We start from the raw sequence: 16,496 nt of genomic DNA on the forward strand, positions 1-16,496 counted from the left end.
GGAACGCGCGCCGCCGGCGCATGTCGCCCGCGCGATGCGGGCGACATGCTCAGACGTTGAACAGGAAGTGCAGCACGTCGCCGTCTTTCACGACGTAGTCCTTGCCTTCCTTGCGCAGGCGGCCCGCGGCGGCGGCGCCCTGTTCGCCCTTGTACTGGATGAAGTCGTCGTAGGAGACGGTTTCGGCGCGGATGAAGCCACGCTCGAAGTCGGTGTGGATGACGCCAGCCGCCTGCGGCGCGGTATAGCCGCGCTTGATGGTCCAGGCGCGCACTTCCTTCACCCCTGCGGTGAAATAGGTCTGCAGGTCGAGCAGCTTGTAGCCGGCGCGGATCACCCGATTGAGGCCCGGCTCGTCCAGGCCCAGGTCCCTCAGGAACTCGTCGCGGTCGGCGTCGTCGAGCTGGGCCAGCTCTTCCTCGATGGCCGCACACACCGGCACCACCTCGGCGCCCTCCTCGGCGGCGCGGGCGCGCACGGCGTCGAGAAGCAGGTTGTTCTCGAAGCCATCCTCCAGCACGTTGGCGATGTACATCAACGGCTTCAGCGTGAGCAGGAACAGGTCGCGCACCAGCGCCTTTTCCTCGTCGTCCAGCTGCACGCTGCGCGCCGACCTGCCCTCGTTGAGCGCGGCGGCGAGCTTCTGCAGCACCGGCTTCTTCGCCAGCGCCTCCTTGTCGTTGGCCTTGGCCGCGCGCTCCGCGCGGTTCAGCGCCTTCTCCACCGATTCCAGGTCGGCCAGCGCCAGCTCGGTGTCGATGGTCTCGATGTCGGCGATGGGGTCGACCTTGCCGGCCACGTGCACGATGTCGCCGTGCTCGAAGCAGCGCACCACGTGGGCGATCGCGTCCACCTCGCGGATGTGGGCGAGGAACTTGTTGCCCAGACCTTCACCTTTCGACGCGCCGGCGACGAGGCCGGCGATGTCCACGAATTCCACCGCGGTCGGGATCACCTTCTGCGGATTGACGATGGCTGCCAACGCGCCGAGTCGCGGATCGGGCACCGGCACCACGCCCACGTTCGGCTCGATCGTGCAGAACGGGAAGTTCGCCGCGGCGATGCCCGCCTTGGTCAGCGCGTTGAACAGGGTGGACTTGCCGACGTTGGGCAGGCCGACGATGCCGCATTTGATGCCCATGGAAAACTCCGGAACGTAGGTGTTGTTGCGAGCGCCGTTCGCCAGGATAAGAACGGCGTCAGGAAAGCCTATTTGCCATCGGCGGTATGCAGGCGCTGCATCGCCTTGTCGAACTGGCCGTCCACGGCCAGCGGGAGCACCTCCAGCGCGCGGGCGATGCCGTCCACGATCGCGTCCTCGTCCTGCGCCGACGGACGGCCCAGCACCCATGAGGTGACCTGGTCGCGATGGCCTGGATGGCCGATGCCGAGGCGCAGACGATGGAACTTGCCGTGTCCCAGGTGGGCCACGATGTCGCGCAGTCCGTTCTGGCCGCCGTGGCCACCGTCGAACTTCATGCGCGCGGTGCCGGCGGGAAGGTCCAGGTCGTCATGGGCGACCAGGCACTCCTCCGGCGAAATCTTGTAATAGCGCAGCGCGGAGGCGATCGCGATGCCGCTCTTGTTCATGAAGGTGGCAGGCTTGAGCAGCCATACCGGCTCGCCGCCGAGACGCACCTTGCAGCTCTCGCCGTGCAGCTTGCCGTCGAAGCTCCAGCGCTCGCCCTGCCCCGCCGCCAGGGCGTCCACAAACCAGAACCCGGCGTTGTGCCGGGTTCTGAGGTATTCGGCGCCGGGATTGCCCAGCCCGACAATGAGTCGCAAACCTGCCATGGCGGCCAGCAAGCGCCTGGGCCCGCGCCCCGTGGGAGCGCGGGCCGCAGCGGCTTACTTCTTGGCGTCCTTGGCCGGCGCGGCGGCAGCGGCAGGCGCTGCCTCGGCAGCGGCGCCCTCGGCGGCAGGCGCTTCCTCGACTTCTTCCTTCACTGCGTTCGCGGTGACCACCGTGGTGTCGTGATCGGCACCCAGGTGCAGCGCCACGATCTCCACGCCCTTCGGCAGCTTCAGCTGCGACAGGTGGATGATGTCGCCCGGCTTCAGGTCGCCCAGGTCGAGTTCGATGAACTCCGGCAGATCCTTCGGCAGGCAGGAGACTTCCACTTCCGTCAGGTTGTGCGAGATCACCACGCCGGAGGTCTTGGCGGCGTCGGACTTCTCCTGGTTGAGGAAGTGCAGCGGCACGTTCACGCGGATGGCGTGGTTCTCGTCGATGCGCAGGAAGTCCATGTGCATCATCTGCTGCTTGAACGGGTGCTTCTGCCAGTCGCGCACCAGCACCTTCTGCACCTTGCCGTCGACGTTCAGGTCGAGCACCGAGGAGAAGAACCACTCGTGCTTGGCGGCGAGCAGGATGGTGTTGTGCTCGATCTGGATGCTCTGCGCGGGCTGGCCCGCACCATAGACGACGGCCGGAACGAAGCTCGCGCGACGCAGGCGGCGGCTCGCACCCTTCCCCTCGTCCTTGCGGCTCTCGGCCTTGATTTCATGAGTCTGTGCCATTTCGGTACTACCTTGGGTTGGAAAACCGCCTCGCGACGGCTGCTCGACTTTTCCGCGACCAGAAAAGTCCGTTGCTTCCGCGCGGCATCCATGCCGCGAAAAGCTGAACTTCAGAACCACCCGTCCTGGGCGGACTTTCAAGCTACTTTCACGCGGCCTCCATGCCGCGAAAAACCAAACGTCAAAAACCGCTCATCCTGAGCGGACTTTCAAATATATCAATCGATGTACAACGAGCTCACCGACTCGCCGAAGGCGATGCGGCGGATTGTCTCGGCCAGCAGCTCGCCCACCGACAGCTGGCGGATCTTCGCGCAGGCCTGCGCCTCGGCGCTCAGCGGCAGCGTATTGGTGACTACCAGCTGGTCGAGCTGGGAGTTCTCCAGGTTGCTCATCGCCGCGCCGGAAAGCACCGGATGCACGCAGTAGGCCACCACCTTGCGCGCGCCGCGCTCCTTCAGCGCCGCGGCCGCGGCGCAAAGCGTGCCGGCGGTATCGACGATGTCGTCCACCATCACGCAGGTCTTGCCGTTCACGTCGCCGATGATGTTCATCACCGTGGCCACGTTCGCCTTCGGGCGGCGCTTGTCGATGATCGCCAGGTCCGCATCGTCCAGCCGCTTGGCCAGCGCGCGGGCGCGCACCACGCCACCCACGTCCGGGCTGACCACGATCATGTCGTCCATGCTGAAGTGGCGCCAGATGTCGGCCAGCAGCACCGGTGAGGCGTAGACGTTGTCCACCGGGATGTCGAAGAAGCCCTGGATCTGCTCGGCGTGCAGGTCCACCGTGAGCACGCGGTCGACGCCGGCGGTGCCGATCATCTTGGCCACCAGCTTCGCGGTGATCGGCACGCGCGCCGAGCGCGGGCGGCGATCCTGCCGGGCGTAGCCGAAGTACGGGATCACCGCGGTGACGCTGGCGGCGGAGGCGCGCTTCAGCGCGTCGGCCAGCGCCAGCAGCTCGACCAGGTTCTTCGCGCTCGGCGCACCGGTGGGCTGGATGACGAACACGTCCTGGTTGCGCACGTTCTCCTCGATCTCGATCTGCACCTCGCCGTCGCTGAAGGTGCTGACCAGTGCCTTGCCGAGCGGCACGCCCAGGCGATGGGCGACATCCTCCGCCAGGGCGGGGTGCGCCTTGCCGGCAAACAGCATCATCGGGCTGGACCTGTCCACGCTTGCGTTCCTCGGAAACCTGCAACCTGCTGTTGGATGGCTGGGGCGGCAGGATTCGAACCTGCGCATGCGGGAATCAAAATCCCGTGCCTTAACCAGCTTGGCGACGCCCCATCACTGAATCGGTTCCGGCGAACAGCCTTCATGGCCGCCCATCGGGTCGACGAATCCGGCTCGCGCCGGCCCCGTCTCCGTCGCCGCCCACTCGCATGGTCGTCGACGCACGAACCTCCATGGTCCGCTTGTGGTTCTCCCGGCCGCCTAGGGTCGGTTCGAGCCGCCATCCTGGCGCCTCAGGGTCTTCAGCAAGGGCGATATCTCGACGCCAGTGGCCACGTGGGCCGTGAACGCGGGCGGGCAGCGGCCAGCAATGGCCTGTGCCTGCTCCAGCGTGCGCAGCTCCAGGAACACGCAACCGCCGCTGCCGGAGAGCCTCGCCGCCCCGTGACGGCCCAGCCAGTCCAGCGCGGCCGCCACCCGTGGATGGTGTTCGCGCACCACCGGCGTGAAGGCGTTTTCCACCGATTCGCCCGAAACAAAGGACGAAATTGTCGCCGGGGGCGCATTTCGTGTCAATTCAGGCGCTTGAAACAGCGCTGCGGTGGGCACCTGCTCGTGCGGATCGAGCACCACGTAATGCCGCCGCGGCAGCGCCAGCGGTGTGAGCTGCTCGCCCACGCCCTCGGCCCAGGCCGAGCGGCCACGCACGAATACCGGCACGTCGGCGCCCAGCCGCCGGCCCAGTTCCGCCAGCGCATCCTCGTCCAGCCCGCAGCGCCACAGGTGGTTGAGCGCCACCAGCACGGTGGCCGCGTCGGAACTGCCGCCACCGAGACCGCCGCCCATCGGGATGCGCTTTTCCAGCTCGATCTCGGCGCCGGGCGCGCTGCCCGAGCACTCCTGCAGCAACCGCGCGGCGCGCACCACCAGGTCCTCCTGTTCGGGCACGCCGGACACTGCGGTGAGGCGGCGGATCGCGCCATCCTCTCGCACGCGCAGGCGCAGCTCGTCGCCCCAGTCGAGCAGGCGGAACACGGTCTGCAACTCGTGGTAGCCGTCGGCGCGGCGGCCGGTGATGCGCAGGAACAGGTTCAACTTGGCCGGCGCCGGCCAGCGCGTCCAGCCGCCGGGCGACGGCTGCAGGCGGCGGCGCATATATACGCGCAAGTGCATCGGGAAGCCGCGCTGATGATCGGACGCTTGGTGCGCCGCCAGCGCCGGCGTGTAGTGCTCCGGATCGATGACCGAGAAACCATGGCGGGAATAGAACGGCGCGTTCCACGGCACGTCGGAAAGCGTACCCAGCACCACCGACGGATAGCCCGACTCGGCCGCCCACGCGCAGGCATGCTCCAGCAGCGCCGCACCGATGCCGCGCCGACCGTGGCCGGGCAGCACGTCGATCTCGGCAATGCCGACTTCACCGTCTTCCACCTCCACGCCCACGAAGCCCACGGCGCGGCCGCCGCCCTCGTCCAGCGCGACCCAGACGCGGCCCGCGGCGATGGCGGTGGCCAGCGCCTGCGCATCCATCGGCGCGGCGGCATAGGACGGCCACGCGGGATGGCCGCGGAACAACTCCTGCGCCGCACGCTCGATGTCGCACAACGTGTCGGCCTGGTCCGGGCGGGCGGGAACGATGGTGCAGCTCATGCGGGAAACCCTGGCGGGCCGCGCAGTCTAGCGGATCGTCCAGTTCTCCACCGACAGCCGCACCTTGTACGGCGGCTGCGAGGCGAAGATGGTGGTGGGCAGCGGCGGCTGGCGCGCGGTGTCCCAGGCGCGGTAGTCCACCGTCCAGCCGTCCTGCGTGAGCAGCGAGGGCAGGCGGTTGTCGCCGAACGCCAGCTCGGCGGGGCCGCTGTCGGCGCGCAGGCCCAGCACCCAGGCGCGCAGGTCGTGCAGCGGCACCTCCCAACCCAGCGCGCGACGCATCAGCGCCTCGGCATCCGCGCCCTGCAGCGGGCCGCCGTCCAACCCCTGCAGCAGCGCGCCGTCGGGGCCGCCGCTGAGCTCGAAACTGCGGCCGGTGATCGGCGTGCGGAACACGAAACGGTAATGGTCGCCGTCCTGGGTCCAGGTGAAACCGCCGCTGCCGCCGTCGCGGCCGTCGGAGACGCCCAGCCGGCCTTCCAGCGTCCAGTGGTCGGTGTGCGCCAGCGCCTGCTCGCGCGCGACTTGCGCATTGAGCAGGCCGGCATCGCCCTTGATGCGCACGAGCTGTGGCGCGCAGGCGGCAAGCAGCAGCGGCAGCGCCGCCGCAAGGAGTCGGCGATGACGTTTCATGGATGCAGTCGCTTCAGGGTGCTTTGCAGGCTGGCATTGTGCGGGTCGATCTTGCGCACCTCGTCGAACACGTGTTGCGCATCCTGGCGGTCACCCTGCTTCCACAGCACCTCGCCGAGATGCACGCCGACGTCGGCATCCTTGCCCGTCTGCCACGCGCCGCGCAGCGCCTGCACCGCCTGCTGCAGATGGCCCAGCCGGTACTGCACCCAGCCCCAGGAGTCGGCGATCGCCGGATCGTCGGGCCGCGCCGCACGCGCCTTGGCGACCAGTTGCTCCGCCTCGGGCAGGTCGCGGTTCGCGTCGGCCAGGGTGTAACCCAGCGCATTGCTGGCGTCGATGTCGCCGGGCTTGAGCCTGAGCAGGCTGCGGAAGTCCTTCACCGCCAGGTCGGTCTGGCCGACCTCGGCATAGGCAAGGCCGCGACCGTACAGCAGGCCCGGATCGTTCGGCACCACCTGCAGCGCGCGGGTGAAGGCGTTGATCGCCTGCACGTAGCGCTGCTCGCGCATGTAGAGCTCGGCATCGAGCTGGTAGGCCTGGCGCAGCTGGGCCGGCTGGTCGAGGTAATCCAGCTGCATCTGCCCCAGCAGTTCATGCGCTTCGGCGCTCTTGCCCTGCGCCTGCAGCAGCACGGCACTGCGCAAGTCGGCGTCGAAGGCATGCGGGTCGTCGTCGCCCACCTGGCCGTACCAGGCCAGCGCCTCGGCGTCGCGGTGCTGCATCTCGGCCAGCTGACCGAGCAGGAAGGCGTTCTGCTCGCGCACGTCGGGCGCGGCCTGCTGCAGCTGGCGGTACAGCCCCGCCAACGCCTTGGTGTTGTTGCTGCGTGCGGCCAGCGCGGCGCGCAGCTGGTAGGTGTCGGCGTCCTGCGGGCCATGATCCAGCAGCTTCGCGGCCGCCGCGTAGTCGCCGGCCTCGCTGAGTATGCTGGCGTAGACCAGGCGCAGGTGCACGTTCTCGGGCGCCTTGGCGATCGCCTGCCGCAACAATTCGCGCGCACCGCTGGTGTCGCCGTTGCGGGCCTTCATCTGCGCCGCCCAGGCATAGACCTCGGCGTCGTTGCGGAAGCGCGCCAGCGCGGCGTCCGCGACGCGTTGCGCATAGGCGTGGCGTCCCAGCTTGTCGCCCAGCTCGCTCATCGCCAGCCACGCCTGCGGATCGGCGGGCAGGCGCCGCGGCGTGGCCAGCGCCTCCAGCAACTGTCCGGCCTGGGCCTGGTCGCGCGCACCCAGCAGCACCTGGCCGAATTCGCGCCAGGCGTTCTTTGCATGGCTGTCGGTGAGAATCTGCAGTTGATGCTGGGCCTCGGGCGTATCGCCACGGTTCAGCGCCAGCTCGGCGCGCGCCTGTGCCATCGCCACCGGCTTGGCACCCAGCGCCTGCCAGCGATCCAGCGCGCGACCGGCGCCCACATCGTCATGCACCGCAATCGCCAGCATCGCGGCCCGCTCGGCCACCGCAGGGTCGTCGCTCGACGCCATCGCCTTGCCGTAGTGCAGCGCTGCGGCCTTCAGGTCGCTGTGGCCCAGCGCCATCTCGCCGGCCATCAACTGCGCGAGCAGGTCGTGATCCTCGTCCGGCGTCACCACCGTCATCCGCGCCAGTGGCTGGGCAGGCCCTGTCGCCGGTCCGGCAGGCTGCCTGAGTGGCGCCTGGGCACAGGCGGCCAATCCGAGCATCAGCGTCGCGGCTGCCGTAAAATGCCGCATCTGCTTGAATCCGCAACGCCTGCTTCGCACACTGACCACCATCTGTCCGTCCGTCTGCCCAACACACCACGACCGTGCCCGTCTCCACGGCGCCTCGACGACAAGCTTAGCCTACGCCGCCAGATCCACGCCGGGACTTTCGCAACCTCATGCCGCTGATCGCCCTCGGGCTCAACCACCTCACCGCGCCGGTCACCCTGCGCGAACAGGTAGCGTTCGACCCCGAAGCCACCGCCGCCGCCCTGCACGAGCTGCAACGCGAACCCGGCGTGGAGGAGGCGATGATCCTGTCCACCTGCAACCGCACCGAACTGTACGTGGGCGTGGCCGCCGGCGCCGAGCAGTTGCCGCAGGCGTGGCTGAACCGCCATCACCGTCTGACTCCCGGCAAGCTGGACGAGTTCCTGTACCGCCACGACGAACAGGACGCGGCGCGCCACCTGTTCCGCGTCGCCACCGGGCTGGACTCGATGGTGCTGGGCGAGCCGCAGATCCTCGGCCAGGTGAAGGATGCCTACCAGTTCGCGCGCGAGGCGCACACGTTGAAGGCGCCGCTGGACCGCCTGCTGCAGCACACCTTCGCGGTGGCCAAGCGGGTGCGTACGGAAACCCGCATCGGCGCGCACACCGTGTCGGTGGCATTCACCGCAGTGCGCCTCGCCGAGCAGGTATTCGCCGACCTGCGCGAGGCCTGCGTGCTGCTGATCGGCGCCGGCGACACCATCGAGCTGGCCGCGCGCCACCTCGCCGACAAGCAGGCGCGCCGGCTGATCGTGGCGAACCGCACACTGGAGACCGCACAGGATCTCGCCGGCCGCTACGGCGGCTACGCGATCGCGCTGGCCGACCTGCCGCAACACCTCGCCGAAGTCGACGTGGTGATCGCCTCCACCGCTTCGCGCCAGCCCATCGTCACCCGCGCGATGGTCGAGCAGGCGCTGGCCGCACGCCGGCGCAAGCCGATGTTCATGGTCGACATCGCGGTGCCGCGCGACATCGAGCCCGCGGTGGCCGAACTCCCCGATGTCTACCTCTACGGCATCGACGATCTGCAGCAGGTGATCGACGACAACCGCCGCTCGCGCGCCGCCGCCGCGCGCGAGGCCGACGCCATCATCGACCTGCAGGTGGACCGCTACATGGCCTGGCGCCGCGCGCTCACCCTGCGCAATCCCGCGCTGGACCTGCGCCAGCACGCCGAGACGTACCGCGACGAGGTGCTGGAAAAGGCCCGCGCCATGATCGCGCGAGGCAAGACGCCCGACGAGGCACTGGGCTTCCTCGCCCACACGCTCACCAACAAGCTGCTGCACCACCCCAGTGCGCGCCTGCGCGAGGCCGCACTGTCCGGTGACCTGGACCTGCTGCACGCTGCCGGCCGGCTGTACGACCTCGATCCGCAAGACCCTGACCTGTAGGAGCGCACCCTGTGCGCGATGGCCTTGCGCTTCGATCGAAGCCAAGGGCCATCGCGCACAGGGTGCGCTCCTACGCACGCAACCGACGACGCCATGACGCCCTCCATCCGCCGCAAACTCGAAACCCTCGCCGAACGCCACGAGGAAATCGGCCTGCTGCTGGCCCAGCCCGACGTGCTGGCCGACGGCACGCGCTTCCGCGAACTGTCGCGCGAGTACGCCCAGCTGGAGCCCGTCGCCGCCGCGCTGCGCGAGCACGAGTCCGCCACGCGCGAGCTGGCCGATGCGCGCGCGATGCTGGACGATCCCGAACTCGCCGAGATGGCTGCCGACGACATCGCCCGGCTGGAAACGCGCCTCGCCGCACTCGATGGCGAACTGCAGATCCTGCTGCTGCCGAAAGACCCGCGCGACGAGGCCAACCTCTACCTCGAAGTGCGCGCCGGCACCGGCGGCGACGAGGCGGCGATCTTCGCCGGCGACCTGTTCCGCATGTACGCGCGCTACGCCGAGCGCAGGCGCTGGCAGGTGGAGATCCTCAGCGAAAGCCACGGCGAGCACGGCGGCTACAAGGAGATCGTGGCGCGCGTCGAGGGCAAGGGCGCGTACTCGCGGCTGAAGTTCGAATCCGGCACGCACCGCGTGCAGCGCGTGCCGGAAACCGAGTCGCAAGGGCGCATCCACACCTCGGCGGCCACCGTGGCGATCCTGCCGGAGCTGGACGAGATCGAAGCCATCGCAATCAACCCGGCCGACCTCAAGATCGACACGTTTCGCGCTTCAGGAGCAGGCGGCCAGCACGTCAACAAGACCGACTCGGCCATCCGCATCACCCACCTGCCGACGGGTACCGTGGTGGAATGCCAGGACGAACGCAGCCAGCACAAGAACCGCGCCCGCGCGATGAGCCTGCTGCAGGCGCGGCTGCTGGACGAGGCGCAGTCCAAGCAGACCGCGGCGCAGGCGCAGGAGCGGCGCCTGCAGGTGGGTTCGGGCGACCGCAGCCAGCGCATCCGCACCTACAACTTCCCGCAAGGCCGCATCACCGACCACCGCATCAACCTCACCCTGTACCGCCTGCCGGAAATCATGCAGGGCGACCTGGACGAACTGGTCGACACGCTCACCCGCGAGCACCAGGCCGACCAGCTGCAGGCGCTGGGCCACGCCTGACACGCGACGGGTATAGTCTGTCCGGCCACGGCAACCGGCGGATCGACATGGGCAAACGCTACCGTGAAACGCTGGAGGAGCTCCAGGTCGAACTGACCCGGCTGCAGCGCGGGCTGCGCAGCAGCGGCAAGCGGCTGCTGGTGATCTTCGAAGGCCGCGACACCGCCGGCAAGGGCGGCACCATCAAGGCGATCAGCGAAAGGCTGGATACCCGCGGCTGCCGCATCGTGGCGCTGCCCAGGCCCAGCGACGCCGAGGCCACGCAGTGGTACTTCCAGCGCTACGTTGCCCACCTGCCCAACGCCGGCGAGCTCGTGCTGTTCGACCGCAGCTGGTACAACCGCGCCGTGGTCGAGCCGGCGATGGGTTTCTGCGACCAGAACCAGTACGAAGCCTTCCTGCAGGCGGTGCCGGCTTTCGAGAAGCTGCTGGTCGACGACGGCATCATCCTGCTGAAGTACTGGCTGGCGGTGGACCAGGCCGAGCAGGAGCAGCGTTTCGCCGAACGCGCCAGCGATCCGCTGAAACGCTGGAAGCTGTCGCCGGTGGACCTGCAGGCGCGGCACAAATACGCCGAGATGGGGCGGCTGCGCGACGTGATGATCGAACGCACGCACAGCGACCGCACACCATGGTTCGTGGCCGACTTCAACGACCAGAAACGCGGCCGGATCAACCTGATCCGGCACCTGCTGCTGCAGGTGCCCATGCCCGACGAGAGCGCCCCCCGGGTGAAGCTGCCCAGGCTGAAGGGCAAGCCCGGCAAGGAGCACGTCACCAGGCAGGCTTGCCGGGTGCCGGACACGTACTAGCCGATGCGGAATCCGCCCGGCGCCTGCTCCGGCAGCTCCGTCCGCTCCACCGCATCCACCTGCGCCGCCGGCGGCCCCTGCCACAACCAGCGTTCGAGCGCGTCGAGTGCGGCGGCACTGCCCTCGGCCACGACCTCGACGCGGCCGTCCGGCAGGTTCCTCGCGTGACCGAGCAGGCCCAGCGCGAGCGCCTGCTCACGGGTGCTGGCGCGATAGAACACACCCTGCACCCGGCCGCCGACGAGGAAGCGTGCAGCCGGCATCAGCGCTTGCCTTTGCCGATCGCCGCGTCGAGTTCGGCGGCACTGATCGGGCCGATGAAGTGCATCGCCACCGTGCCGTTCGGCGCGATCAGCCAGGTGGTGGGCAGGCCGAGCGGCTCGTCGAAGTCCTTGAGCGGCTTGTCCATCGTGACCTGGGCGACCGGGTACACCACCGGGTGTTTCGCCAGGAAGGCCTTGATGTCGGCCGGCTTGCTGTCGTCGTAGGCCAGGCCAATCGCGCGCACGTCCGGGTGCGTGGCCACGTAATGCGAGAGTTCCGGCATCTCCGCGATGCACGGCACGCACCAGGTGGCCCAGAAATTCACGATCACCCAGTGCCCATGCTGCGCGGCGAGGTCGTAGGGCTTGCCGTCCAGCGTGGTGACGTGGATGGACGGATGCACGGGCATCGTGGCCCGTGCCGTGCCCAGCAAGGCCAACGGCAACACCAGCGCGGCGAGCCATACAAACCTGTTCATGCGGAATCCTCCTGTTGATCGGCGGTTGCGGCAGCCATCGGAAAGGCACGGTCGAGCGGCATACCCAGGTTCGAGCGCAAGGCCCCGGCAGTTTCTTCGAGCATTGCCAGCAACTCCCGCGGCAGTTCCAGGTTCAGCGCGGCCGCCTCCTGCCCCGGCCGCAAGGGCAGGCGATAACTGCTGTGCCGGTACACCCGCAGCAGGTCGGCGCTATCCAGGCTGCGGCTGAGCAGCCAGCCGCCTGAATCGCTGCGCTGAATCAGGCCGGCACGCACGAGATCGTCGAAATACACCGCCACCAGCGCGTTGCGCAGGCGCGGTTCGCTGGCGCAGATCGATGCAGGATCCACGTTCTCGCCGCTCCGCTGCGCATCCACGAAATGCTTGAGCACCATCATCAGGCCAAGGAACTCCGCGTCTTCCGGCAACGCCTCGTCGGGCGACCGGTACTCGTACGCCGAGATCGAGGCGGCGATCGAGGCGCCGAGGATCACGATGATCCACGACAGGTAGATCCACACCAGGAAGATCGGGATCGCCGCCAGCGCCTTGCCGTAAATCTGCTGGTAGGTGTGCGCCCCGTGCACGAACAGCCGGAAGCCCCAGCGCGCGAACTCGAACAGGATCGCCGCGACCAGCGCGCCGACGGTCGCGTCGCGCCGCGACACGCGGCGGTTCGGCACCAGCGTGTACATCAGCCACAAGGTCACGAAGGTGGCCAGGAACGGCACCACGCGCAGCACGTGCATGCCCTCCCCCGTTGGCGCAGGCGCAGACGCCCCTTGCAGCAAGGGCTGCGCGCTGAAGTAGGAACTGATCGCGATGCCGCCGCCCACCAGCACCGGCCCCAGCGTCAGCGCCGCCCAGTACAGCAGCAGGCGCGCGGGCCAACTGCGCGAGCGCTGCACGCGCCAGATGCGGTTCAGCCGATCCTCGATGCTGACCATCATCGAGATCGCGCTGAACAGCATCAGCAGGATGCTGAGGCCGGTGAGCTGGCTCGCATTGCCGGCGAAGCCCTGCAACGCGTCCTGGATGTGGTGGCCCGCCGCCGGCACGAAGTTGCGGAACACGAAGTCGAGCAGCAGGTCGCGCGACTGCGCGAATACCGGGAACGCCGCGAACATCGCCAGCGCCGCCACCATCAACGGCACCAGCGACACCAGGGTGGTGTAGGACAGCGCGCCAGCGGTCTCGAAGCACTTGTCGTCGACGAAGCGCTGCCACAGGAAGCGGCCGAAACTCTGCGTGCGGTCGCGGTCGATGCGCAGTTTCATGGACAGCTCGCCTGCCTCGTGAATAATCGAAAGCCGTTCGTGTTGAGCGTAGCGGAACGGAGTTCCGCAAAGTCGAAACACCCATGCGAAGCATCACCCTTCGACTCCGTTTCGCTACGCTCAGGGCGAACGGGTGGAGATATAGCTCTTACACTAGCGCATCGCCCACATCGCGCCCATACGCATGAATGACATCCTCGTCCTCTATTACAGCCGCAACGGCCACACCGCGCAGCTGGCGCGATTGATCGCCCGCGGCATCGAGGAAGTTCCCGGCATGCGCGCGCGCCTGCGCCAGGTGCCGCCGGTGGCGCCGGTCACCGAAACCGCGCAGCCGCCCGTGCCGGACGACGGTGCCCCCTATGTGACGAAGCAGGACCTCGCTGACTGCAGCGGCCTCGCGCTCGGCAGCCCCACCCGTTTCGGCAACATGGCCGCGCCGCTCAAGCACTTCCTCGACAGCACCGGTGCCGAATGGGCCAGCGGCACGCTGGTGGGCAAGCCCGCCGCGGTGTTCACCTCCACCAGCACCATGCATGGCGGCCAGGAATCCACCCTGCTGACGATGGCCCTGCCGCTGCTGCATCACGGCATGCTGCTGCTGGGCATTCCGTTCATCGAGCCTGCGCTCACCGCCACCCAAAGCGGCGGCTCGCCCTACGGCGCCAGCCACGTCGCCGGCCCCAAGGGCGAGAACGCGATCAGCGAGCACGAGCGCGAGCTGGCCCGCGCGCTGGGTCGCCGCCTCGCCGAAACCACCCGCAAGCTGACCACGAGCGCATGAACGCCGCTGCCTTGCCGGTCGAACAAAAAGTCGGCCTCGCCGCCTGGGCCGCGCTCGCTGTGCTGCAGGTGCTCTGGCACGGCTGGCTGCTGCCGCCGCGGAGCGTGCCCGTGGCGCTGGTACTGGCGGTCGCGGTGATCCCGCTGCTGCTGCCGCTCGCCGCGCTGCGCCAGCCGCGCCGTGCCCTGCTCTGGGTCGGCATCCTCGCCCTGTTCTATTTCTGCCATGGCGTGGCCGAAGCCTGGAGCGCACCGGTCGAACGCACTCTGGCCGTAGCCGAGATCGCACTGACCTTGCTGCTGATCGGCGCACTCGGCGCAGGCGTGCGGCACCCGCGCCGCTGATATCGTCCTCTCCATCCATCGATCGGGAGATCCGCATGCCCCAGCCACGCGAGCTGCTGAAAGCCGCCGACATCGAGGCGATGGAAGCGGTGGCCAGTCCCCATCCGCTGAATCCGAATGCGCTGCGCCTGCGCAAGTCGCTGGGCGATGCCACCGGCCTCACCCAGCTGGGCTTCCATCGCATCGAGCTGATGCCCGGGCGCGATTCCAGCGAATACCACTACCACCACTACGAGGAAGAGTGCGCCTACGTGCTGGCCGGGCACGGGCGCGCGCTGATCGACGAGCAGGCCCACGCCATCGGCCCCGGCGACTTCCTCGGCTTCGCGCGCAACGGTCCGGCCCACGTGATCACCAACACCGGCGACGTCCCGCTGGTGCTGCTGGTGGCCGGCCAGCGCCTGGCGCAGGACATCTGCGACTACCCGCATCGCCGCAAGCGCCTGTACGTGCGCGGCGAGCAGGCCGACCTGGTGGACTTCGACGCGATCGTGCCGGATTGAGACCGGAAGCTTTCACGGCACGCCTCCGCCACATGCCTATACTGCCGGCAGCCCACGCTTGGACCTGGAATTGCCCATGGGATTCCTGCAAGCCGCCCCGCAACTGCCGCACCCATGGCGCAACGACCGCCTGCTGCACGCACTGCTCGAACGCGCCCTGCCCTCCACGCACCGTACTGCGCTGGAAACGGATCTCGATGCGCTGGGCGATTACGCCCTGATGGCCTGGCAACGCGCCGCCGTCACCACGCGGCGCAAACCGGTGCTCACACAATGGGACGCCTGGGGTCGCCGTGTCGATCGCATCGAGCTGACCACGGCATGGCAGGAAGGCCCGCACATCACCACCCGCCACGCGGTGCTCGCCAGCGGCCACGAAAACCACGAGCACGCGCGGCTGGAGGAGTTCGCCCGCGTCTACCTCTACCACGTGGCCAGCGAGTTCTATACCTGCCCGCTGGCGATGACCGACGGTGCGGCCACGGCGCTCAAAGCCTCCGGCAACCAAGCGCTGGTCGAGCGCGCGCTGCCACATTTCCTCAGCCGCGACGCGGCGACGTTCTGGCTCAGCGGTCAGTGGATGACCGAGACGCACGGCGGCTCGGACGTAGGCCATACCGAAACCGTGGCGCGGCAGGATGCCGACGGCCAGTGGCGCCTTTATGGCCGCAAGTGGTTCAGCTCGGCCGTGGTGGGCGAAGCCGCGCTGGCGCTGGCGCGCCCCGAAGGCGCGGGCGGCGGTTCCGGCGCGCTGGCGCTGTTCTACGTGGAGACCATGGACGACGCGCACGGCGCGCAGCGCAAGCCTCAACTCGTCATCGACCGCCTCAAGGACAAGCTGGGCACGCAGGAGCTGCCCACCGCCGAGATCCATCTCGACGGCCTGCCCGCGTGGCCTCTCGGCGAGTTGTCGAACGGCGTGCGCCAGGTGGCACCGATGCTCAACGTCACGCGTACCTGGAACGCGGTGTGCGCGATCGCCAGCATGGCGCGGGCGATCGCGCTGGCACGCGACTACGCCATGCGCCGGGAGGCGTTCGGCCACCCGTTGATCGAACTGCCGCTGCACGCGCAGACGCTGGCCGACATGCAGGCGGAATTCGAGGGCGCGTTCGCGCTGGCCTTCGAGGTGGCGCAACTGCTGGGCCGCGTGGAACACGGCAGCGCCGCGCCGCACGAAACCGCGCTGCTGCGCCTGCTCACACCGCTGGCGAAGCTGTGGACGGGCAAGCTGTCGGTGCGCCTCTGTTCCGAAGCGCTGGAATGTTTCGGCGGCGCCGGCTACATCGAGGACACCGGCCTGCCGCAACTGCTGCGCGACGCGCAGGTGTATGCGATCTGGGAAGGCACCACCAACGTGCTGTCGCTGGACGCGCTGCGCGCGCTGGCGGGTGATGGGCTGGGCGCGCTGCGCACCGCCGTCGCCGCGTGGCAACAGGGCGGCGATCCGCACGCCGCATTCGCCATCGACGCCGCGCTGGATGCCGCCGCCAGCCATCTCGATGCGACGCCGACGCAGCGCGCCGCGCTGGAAGCCGGCGCGCGTGGCCTTGCGATCACGCTGGCACGCTGCGCGGCGGCGGCCCTGCTGGCGCGCCAGGCGGCATGGTCGCAGGCGCGCGGCGATGCGCGGCCCGCGGCGGCCTTGCGCCGTTTCCTCGGCCACGGCCTGCTGCGGCTGGCGGATATCGACACAGGCGACACCGCCCTGCTGTCGGGCGGCTAAGATGGCGGCTTTCTCCAGCGG

At 68.9% G+C, this 16,496-nt stretch carries 17 protein-coding genes and 1 tRNA gene; 7 read left to right on the forward strand and 11 right to left on the reverse strand.

What is annotated here, in order from left to right:
* Positions 1 to 49 precede the first annotated feature (49 nt).
* The 8 genes from ychF to ABQJ54_RS06100 all read right to left on the reverse strand — a co-directional run bounded on the left by ychF (position 50) and on the right by ABQJ54_RS06100 (position 7,696).
* Positions 50 to 1,141 carry a redox-regulated ATPase YchF gene (ychF, locus tag ABQJ54_RS06065; RefSeq protein WP_367853353.1) on the reverse strand — a complete coding sequence of 364 codons (1,092 nt, stop codon included), beginning with the start codon at positions 1,139 to 1,141 and terminating at the stop codon, positions 50 to 52.
* A 68-nt stretch (positions 1,142 to 1,209) separates the two neighbouring features.
* Positions 1,210 to 1,794 carry an aminoacyl-tRNA hydrolase gene (pth, locus tag ABQJ54_RS06070; protein ID WP_367853354.1) on the reverse strand — a complete coding sequence of 195 codons (585 nt, stop codon included), beginning with the start codon at positions 1,792 to 1,794 and terminating at the stop codon, positions 1,210 to 1,212.
* A 54-nt stretch (positions 1,795 to 1,848) separates the two neighbouring features.
* Positions 1,849 to 2,520, reverse strand: a complete 672-nt coding sequence (locus tag ABQJ54_RS06075; RefSeq protein ID WP_367853355.1) for a 50S ribosomal protein L25/general stress protein Ctc — start codon at positions 2,518 to 2,520, stop codon at positions 1,849 to 1,851.
* Positions 2,521 to 2,738: 218 nt separating this feature from the next.
* A complete protein-coding gene (locus ABQJ54_RS06080) occupies positions 2,739 to 3,677 on the reverse strand; it encodes a ribose-phosphate diphosphokinase (protein WP_437343324.1) in 939 nt (312 codons plus the stop codon).
* Between the two features lie 58 nt (positions 3,678 to 3,735).
* Positions 3,736 to 3,812: transfer RNA gene (locus tag ABQJ54_RS06085), tRNA-Gln, on the reverse strand.
* A gap of 147 nt (positions 3,813 to 3,959) precedes the next feature.
* Positions 3,960 to 5,351 carry a 4-(cytidine 5'-diphospho)-2-C-methyl-D-erythritol kinase gene (ispE, locus tag ABQJ54_RS06090; RefSeq protein ID WP_367853356.1) on the reverse strand — a complete coding sequence of 464 codons (1,392 nt, stop codon included), beginning with the start codon at positions 5,349 to 5,351 and terminating at the stop codon, positions 3,960 to 3,962.
* 27 nt (positions 5,352 to 5,378) lie between these two features.
* Positions 5,379 to 5,984: a lipoprotein insertase outer membrane protein LolB gene (lolB, locus tag ABQJ54_RS06095; protein WP_367853357.1), complete on the reverse strand. Its 606-nt coding sequence runs from the start codon at positions 5,982 to 5,984 to the stop codon at positions 5,379 to 5,381.
* Positions 5,981 to 7,696: a tetratricopeptide repeat protein gene (locus ABQJ54_RS06100; protein ID WP_367853358.1), complete on the reverse strand. Its 1,716-nt coding sequence runs from the start codon at positions 7,694 to 7,696 to the stop codon at positions 5,981 to 5,983. Before ABQJ54_RS06100 ends, lolB begins: the two co-directional genes overlap by 4 nt.
* 149 nt (positions 7,697 to 7,845) lie before the next feature.
* Here ABQJ54_RS06100 and hemA point away from each other — a divergent pair, with 149 nt between their 5' ends.
* The 3 genes from hemA (at position 7,846) to ppk2 (ending at position 11,099) form a co-directional block, all read left to right on the forward strand.
* The gene (gene hemA / locus ABQJ54_RS06105) at positions 7,846 to 9,114 is read left to right on the forward strand and encodes a glutamyl-tRNA reductase (protein ID WP_367853359.1); all 1,269 of its coding nucleotides are present in this window, start codon (positions 7,846 to 7,848) and stop codon (positions 9,112 to 9,114) included.
* Between the two features lie 93 nt (positions 9,115 to 9,207).
* Positions 9,208 to 10,287, forward strand: a complete 1,080-nt coding sequence (gene prfA / locus ABQJ54_RS06110) for a peptide chain release factor 1 (RefSeq protein WP_367853360.1) — start codon at positions 9,208 to 9,210, stop codon at positions 10,285 to 10,287.
* Positions 10,288 to 10,334: 47 nt separating this feature from the next.
* Positions 10,335 to 11,099 carry a polyphosphate kinase 2 gene (gene ppk2, locus ABQJ54_RS06115; RefSeq protein WP_367853361.1) on the forward strand — a complete coding sequence of 255 codons (765 nt, stop codon included), beginning with the start codon at positions 10,335 to 10,337 and terminating at the stop codon, positions 11,097 to 11,099.
* On the opposite strand, the gene ABQJ54_RS06120 is transcribed toward ppk2, so the two are convergent.
* From ABQJ54_RS06120 to ABQJ54_RS06130, 3 genes are read right to left on the reverse strand one after another with little or no spacing between them, the layout of a single operon-like run.
* The gene (locus ABQJ54_RS06120; protein WP_367853362.1) at positions 11,096 to 11,362 is read right to left on the reverse strand and encodes an acylphosphatase; all 267 of its coding nucleotides are present in this window, start codon (positions 11,360 to 11,362) and stop codon (positions 11,096 to 11,098) included. The two genes, ppk2 and ABQJ54_RS06120, sit on opposite strands and share 4 nt — an antisense overlap.
* Complete coding sequence (locus tag ABQJ54_RS06125; RefSeq protein WP_367853363.1) at positions 11,362 to 11,841, reverse strand: TlpA family protein disulfide reductase; 480 nt, start codon at positions 11,839 to 11,841, stop codon at positions 11,362 to 11,364. The genes ABQJ54_RS06120 and ABQJ54_RS06125 overlap by 1 nt, the downstream gene beginning before the upstream one ends.
* On the reverse strand, positions 11,838 to 13,118 hold the full coding sequence (locus ABQJ54_RS06130) for a YihY family inner membrane protein (RefSeq protein ID WP_367853364.1): 1,281 nt from the start codon (positions 13,116 to 13,118) through the stop codon (positions 11,838 to 11,840). The genes ABQJ54_RS06125 and ABQJ54_RS06130 overlap by 4 nt, the downstream gene beginning before the upstream one ends.
* Positions 13,119 to 13,302: 184 nt before the next feature.
* Here ABQJ54_RS06130 and wrbA point away from each other — a divergent pair, with 184 nt between their 5' ends.
* The 4 genes from wrbA (at position 13,303) to ABQJ54_RS06150 (ending at position 16,475) form a co-directional block, all read left to right on the forward strand.
* A complete protein-coding gene (wrbA, locus tag ABQJ54_RS06135; RefSeq protein ID WP_367853365.1) occupies positions 13,303 to 13,902 on the forward strand; it encodes an NAD(P)H:quinone oxidoreductase in 600 nt (199 codons plus the stop codon).
* Complete coding sequence (locus ABQJ54_RS06140) at positions 13,899 to 14,246, forward strand: DUF2069 domain-containing protein (RefSeq protein WP_367853366.1); 348 nt, start codon at positions 13,899 to 13,901, stop codon at positions 14,244 to 14,246. Before wrbA ends, ABQJ54_RS06140 begins: the two co-directional genes overlap by 4 nt.
* A 35-nt stretch (positions 14,247 to 14,281) precedes the next feature.
* Positions 14,282 to 14,749 (forward strand): cupin domain-containing protein, encoded by a 468-nt coding sequence (locus ABQJ54_RS06145; protein ID WP_367853367.1) that lies wholly within the window; start codon positions 14,282 to 14,284, stop codon positions 14,747 to 14,749.
* A 76-nt stretch (positions 14,750 to 14,825) separates the two neighbouring features.
* Entirely contained in the window at positions 14,826 to 16,475 is a 1,650-nt protein-coding gene (locus ABQJ54_RS06150) for an acyl-CoA dehydrogenase family protein (protein ID WP_367853368.1), read from the forward strand.
* The last annotated feature ends 21 nt before the right edge of the window (positions 16,476 to 16,496 follow it).

Source organism: Rhodanobacter lycopersici, from assembly GCF_040812335.1.
Classification (GTDB): Bacteria; Pseudomonadota; Gammaproteobacteria; order Xanthomonadales; family Rhodanobacteraceae; genus Rhodanobacter_A; species Rhodanobacter_A lycopersici.

Bases quoted from the DNA above. Each gene is read 5' to 3' on its own strand.
- ychF (WP_367853353.1), bottom strand. From the start codon at position 1,141: ATGGGCATCAAATGCGGCATCGTCGGCCTGCCCAACGTCGGCAAGTCC.
- pth (WP_367853354.1), bottom strand. From the start codon at position 1,794: ATGGCAGGTTTGCGACTCATTGTCGGGCTGGGCAATCCCGGCGCCGAA.
- ABQJ54_RS06075 (WP_367853355.1), bottom strand. From the start codon at position 2,520: ATGGCACAGACTCATGAAATCAAGGCCGAGAGCCGCAAGGACGAGGGG.
- ABQJ54_RS06080 (WP_437343324.1), bottom strand. From the start codon at position 3,677: ATGCTGTTTGCCGGCAAGGCGCACCCCGCCCTGGCGGAGGATGTCGCC.
- ispE (WP_367853356.1), bottom strand. From the start codon at position 5,351: ATGAGCTGCACCATCGTTCCCGCCCGCCCGGACCAGGCCGACACGTTG.
- lolB (WP_367853357.1), bottom strand. From the start codon at position 5,984: ATGAAACGTCATCGCCGACTCCTTGCGGCGGCGCTGCCGCTGCTGCTT.
- ABQJ54_RS06100 (WP_367853358.1), bottom strand. From the start codon at position 7,696: ATGCGGCATTTTACGGCAGCCGCGACGCTGATGCTCGGATTGGCCGCC.
- hemA (WP_367853359.1), top strand. From the start codon at position 7,846: ATGCCGCTGATCGCCCTCGGGCTCAACCACCTCACCGCGCCGGTCACC.
- prfA (WP_367853360.1), top strand. From the start codon at position 9,208: ATGACGCCCTCCATCCGCCGCAAACTCGAAACCCTCGCCGAACGCCAC.
- ppk2 (WP_367853361.1), top strand. From the start codon at position 10,335: ATGGGCAAACGCTACCGTGAAACGCTGGAGGAGCTCCAGGTCGAACTG.
- ABQJ54_RS06120 (WP_367853362.1), bottom strand. From the start codon at position 11,362: ATGCCGGCTGCACGCTTCCTCGTCGGCGGCCGGGTGCAGGGTGTGTTC.
- ABQJ54_RS06125 (WP_367853363.1), bottom strand. From the start codon at position 11,841: ATGAACAGGTTTGTATGGCTCGCCGCGCTGGTGTTGCCGTTGGCCTTG.
- ABQJ54_RS06130 (WP_367853364.1), bottom strand. From the start codon at position 13,118: ATGAAACTGCGCATCGACCGCGACCGCACGCAGAGTTTCGGCCGCTTC.
- wrbA (WP_367853365.1), top strand. From the start codon at position 13,303: ATGAATGACATCCTCGTCCTCTATTACAGCCGCAACGGCCACACCGCG.
- ABQJ54_RS06140 (WP_367853366.1), top strand. From the start codon at position 13,899: ATGAACGCCGCTGCCTTGCCGGTCGAACAAAAAGTCGGCCTCGCCGCC.
- ABQJ54_RS06145 (WP_367853367.1), top strand. From the start codon at position 14,282: ATGCCCCAGCCACGCGAGCTGCTGAAAGCCGCCGACATCGAGGCGATG.
- ABQJ54_RS06150 (WP_367853368.1), top strand. From the start codon at position 14,826: ATGGGATTCCTGCAAGCCGCCCCGCAACTGCCGCACCCATGGCGCAAC.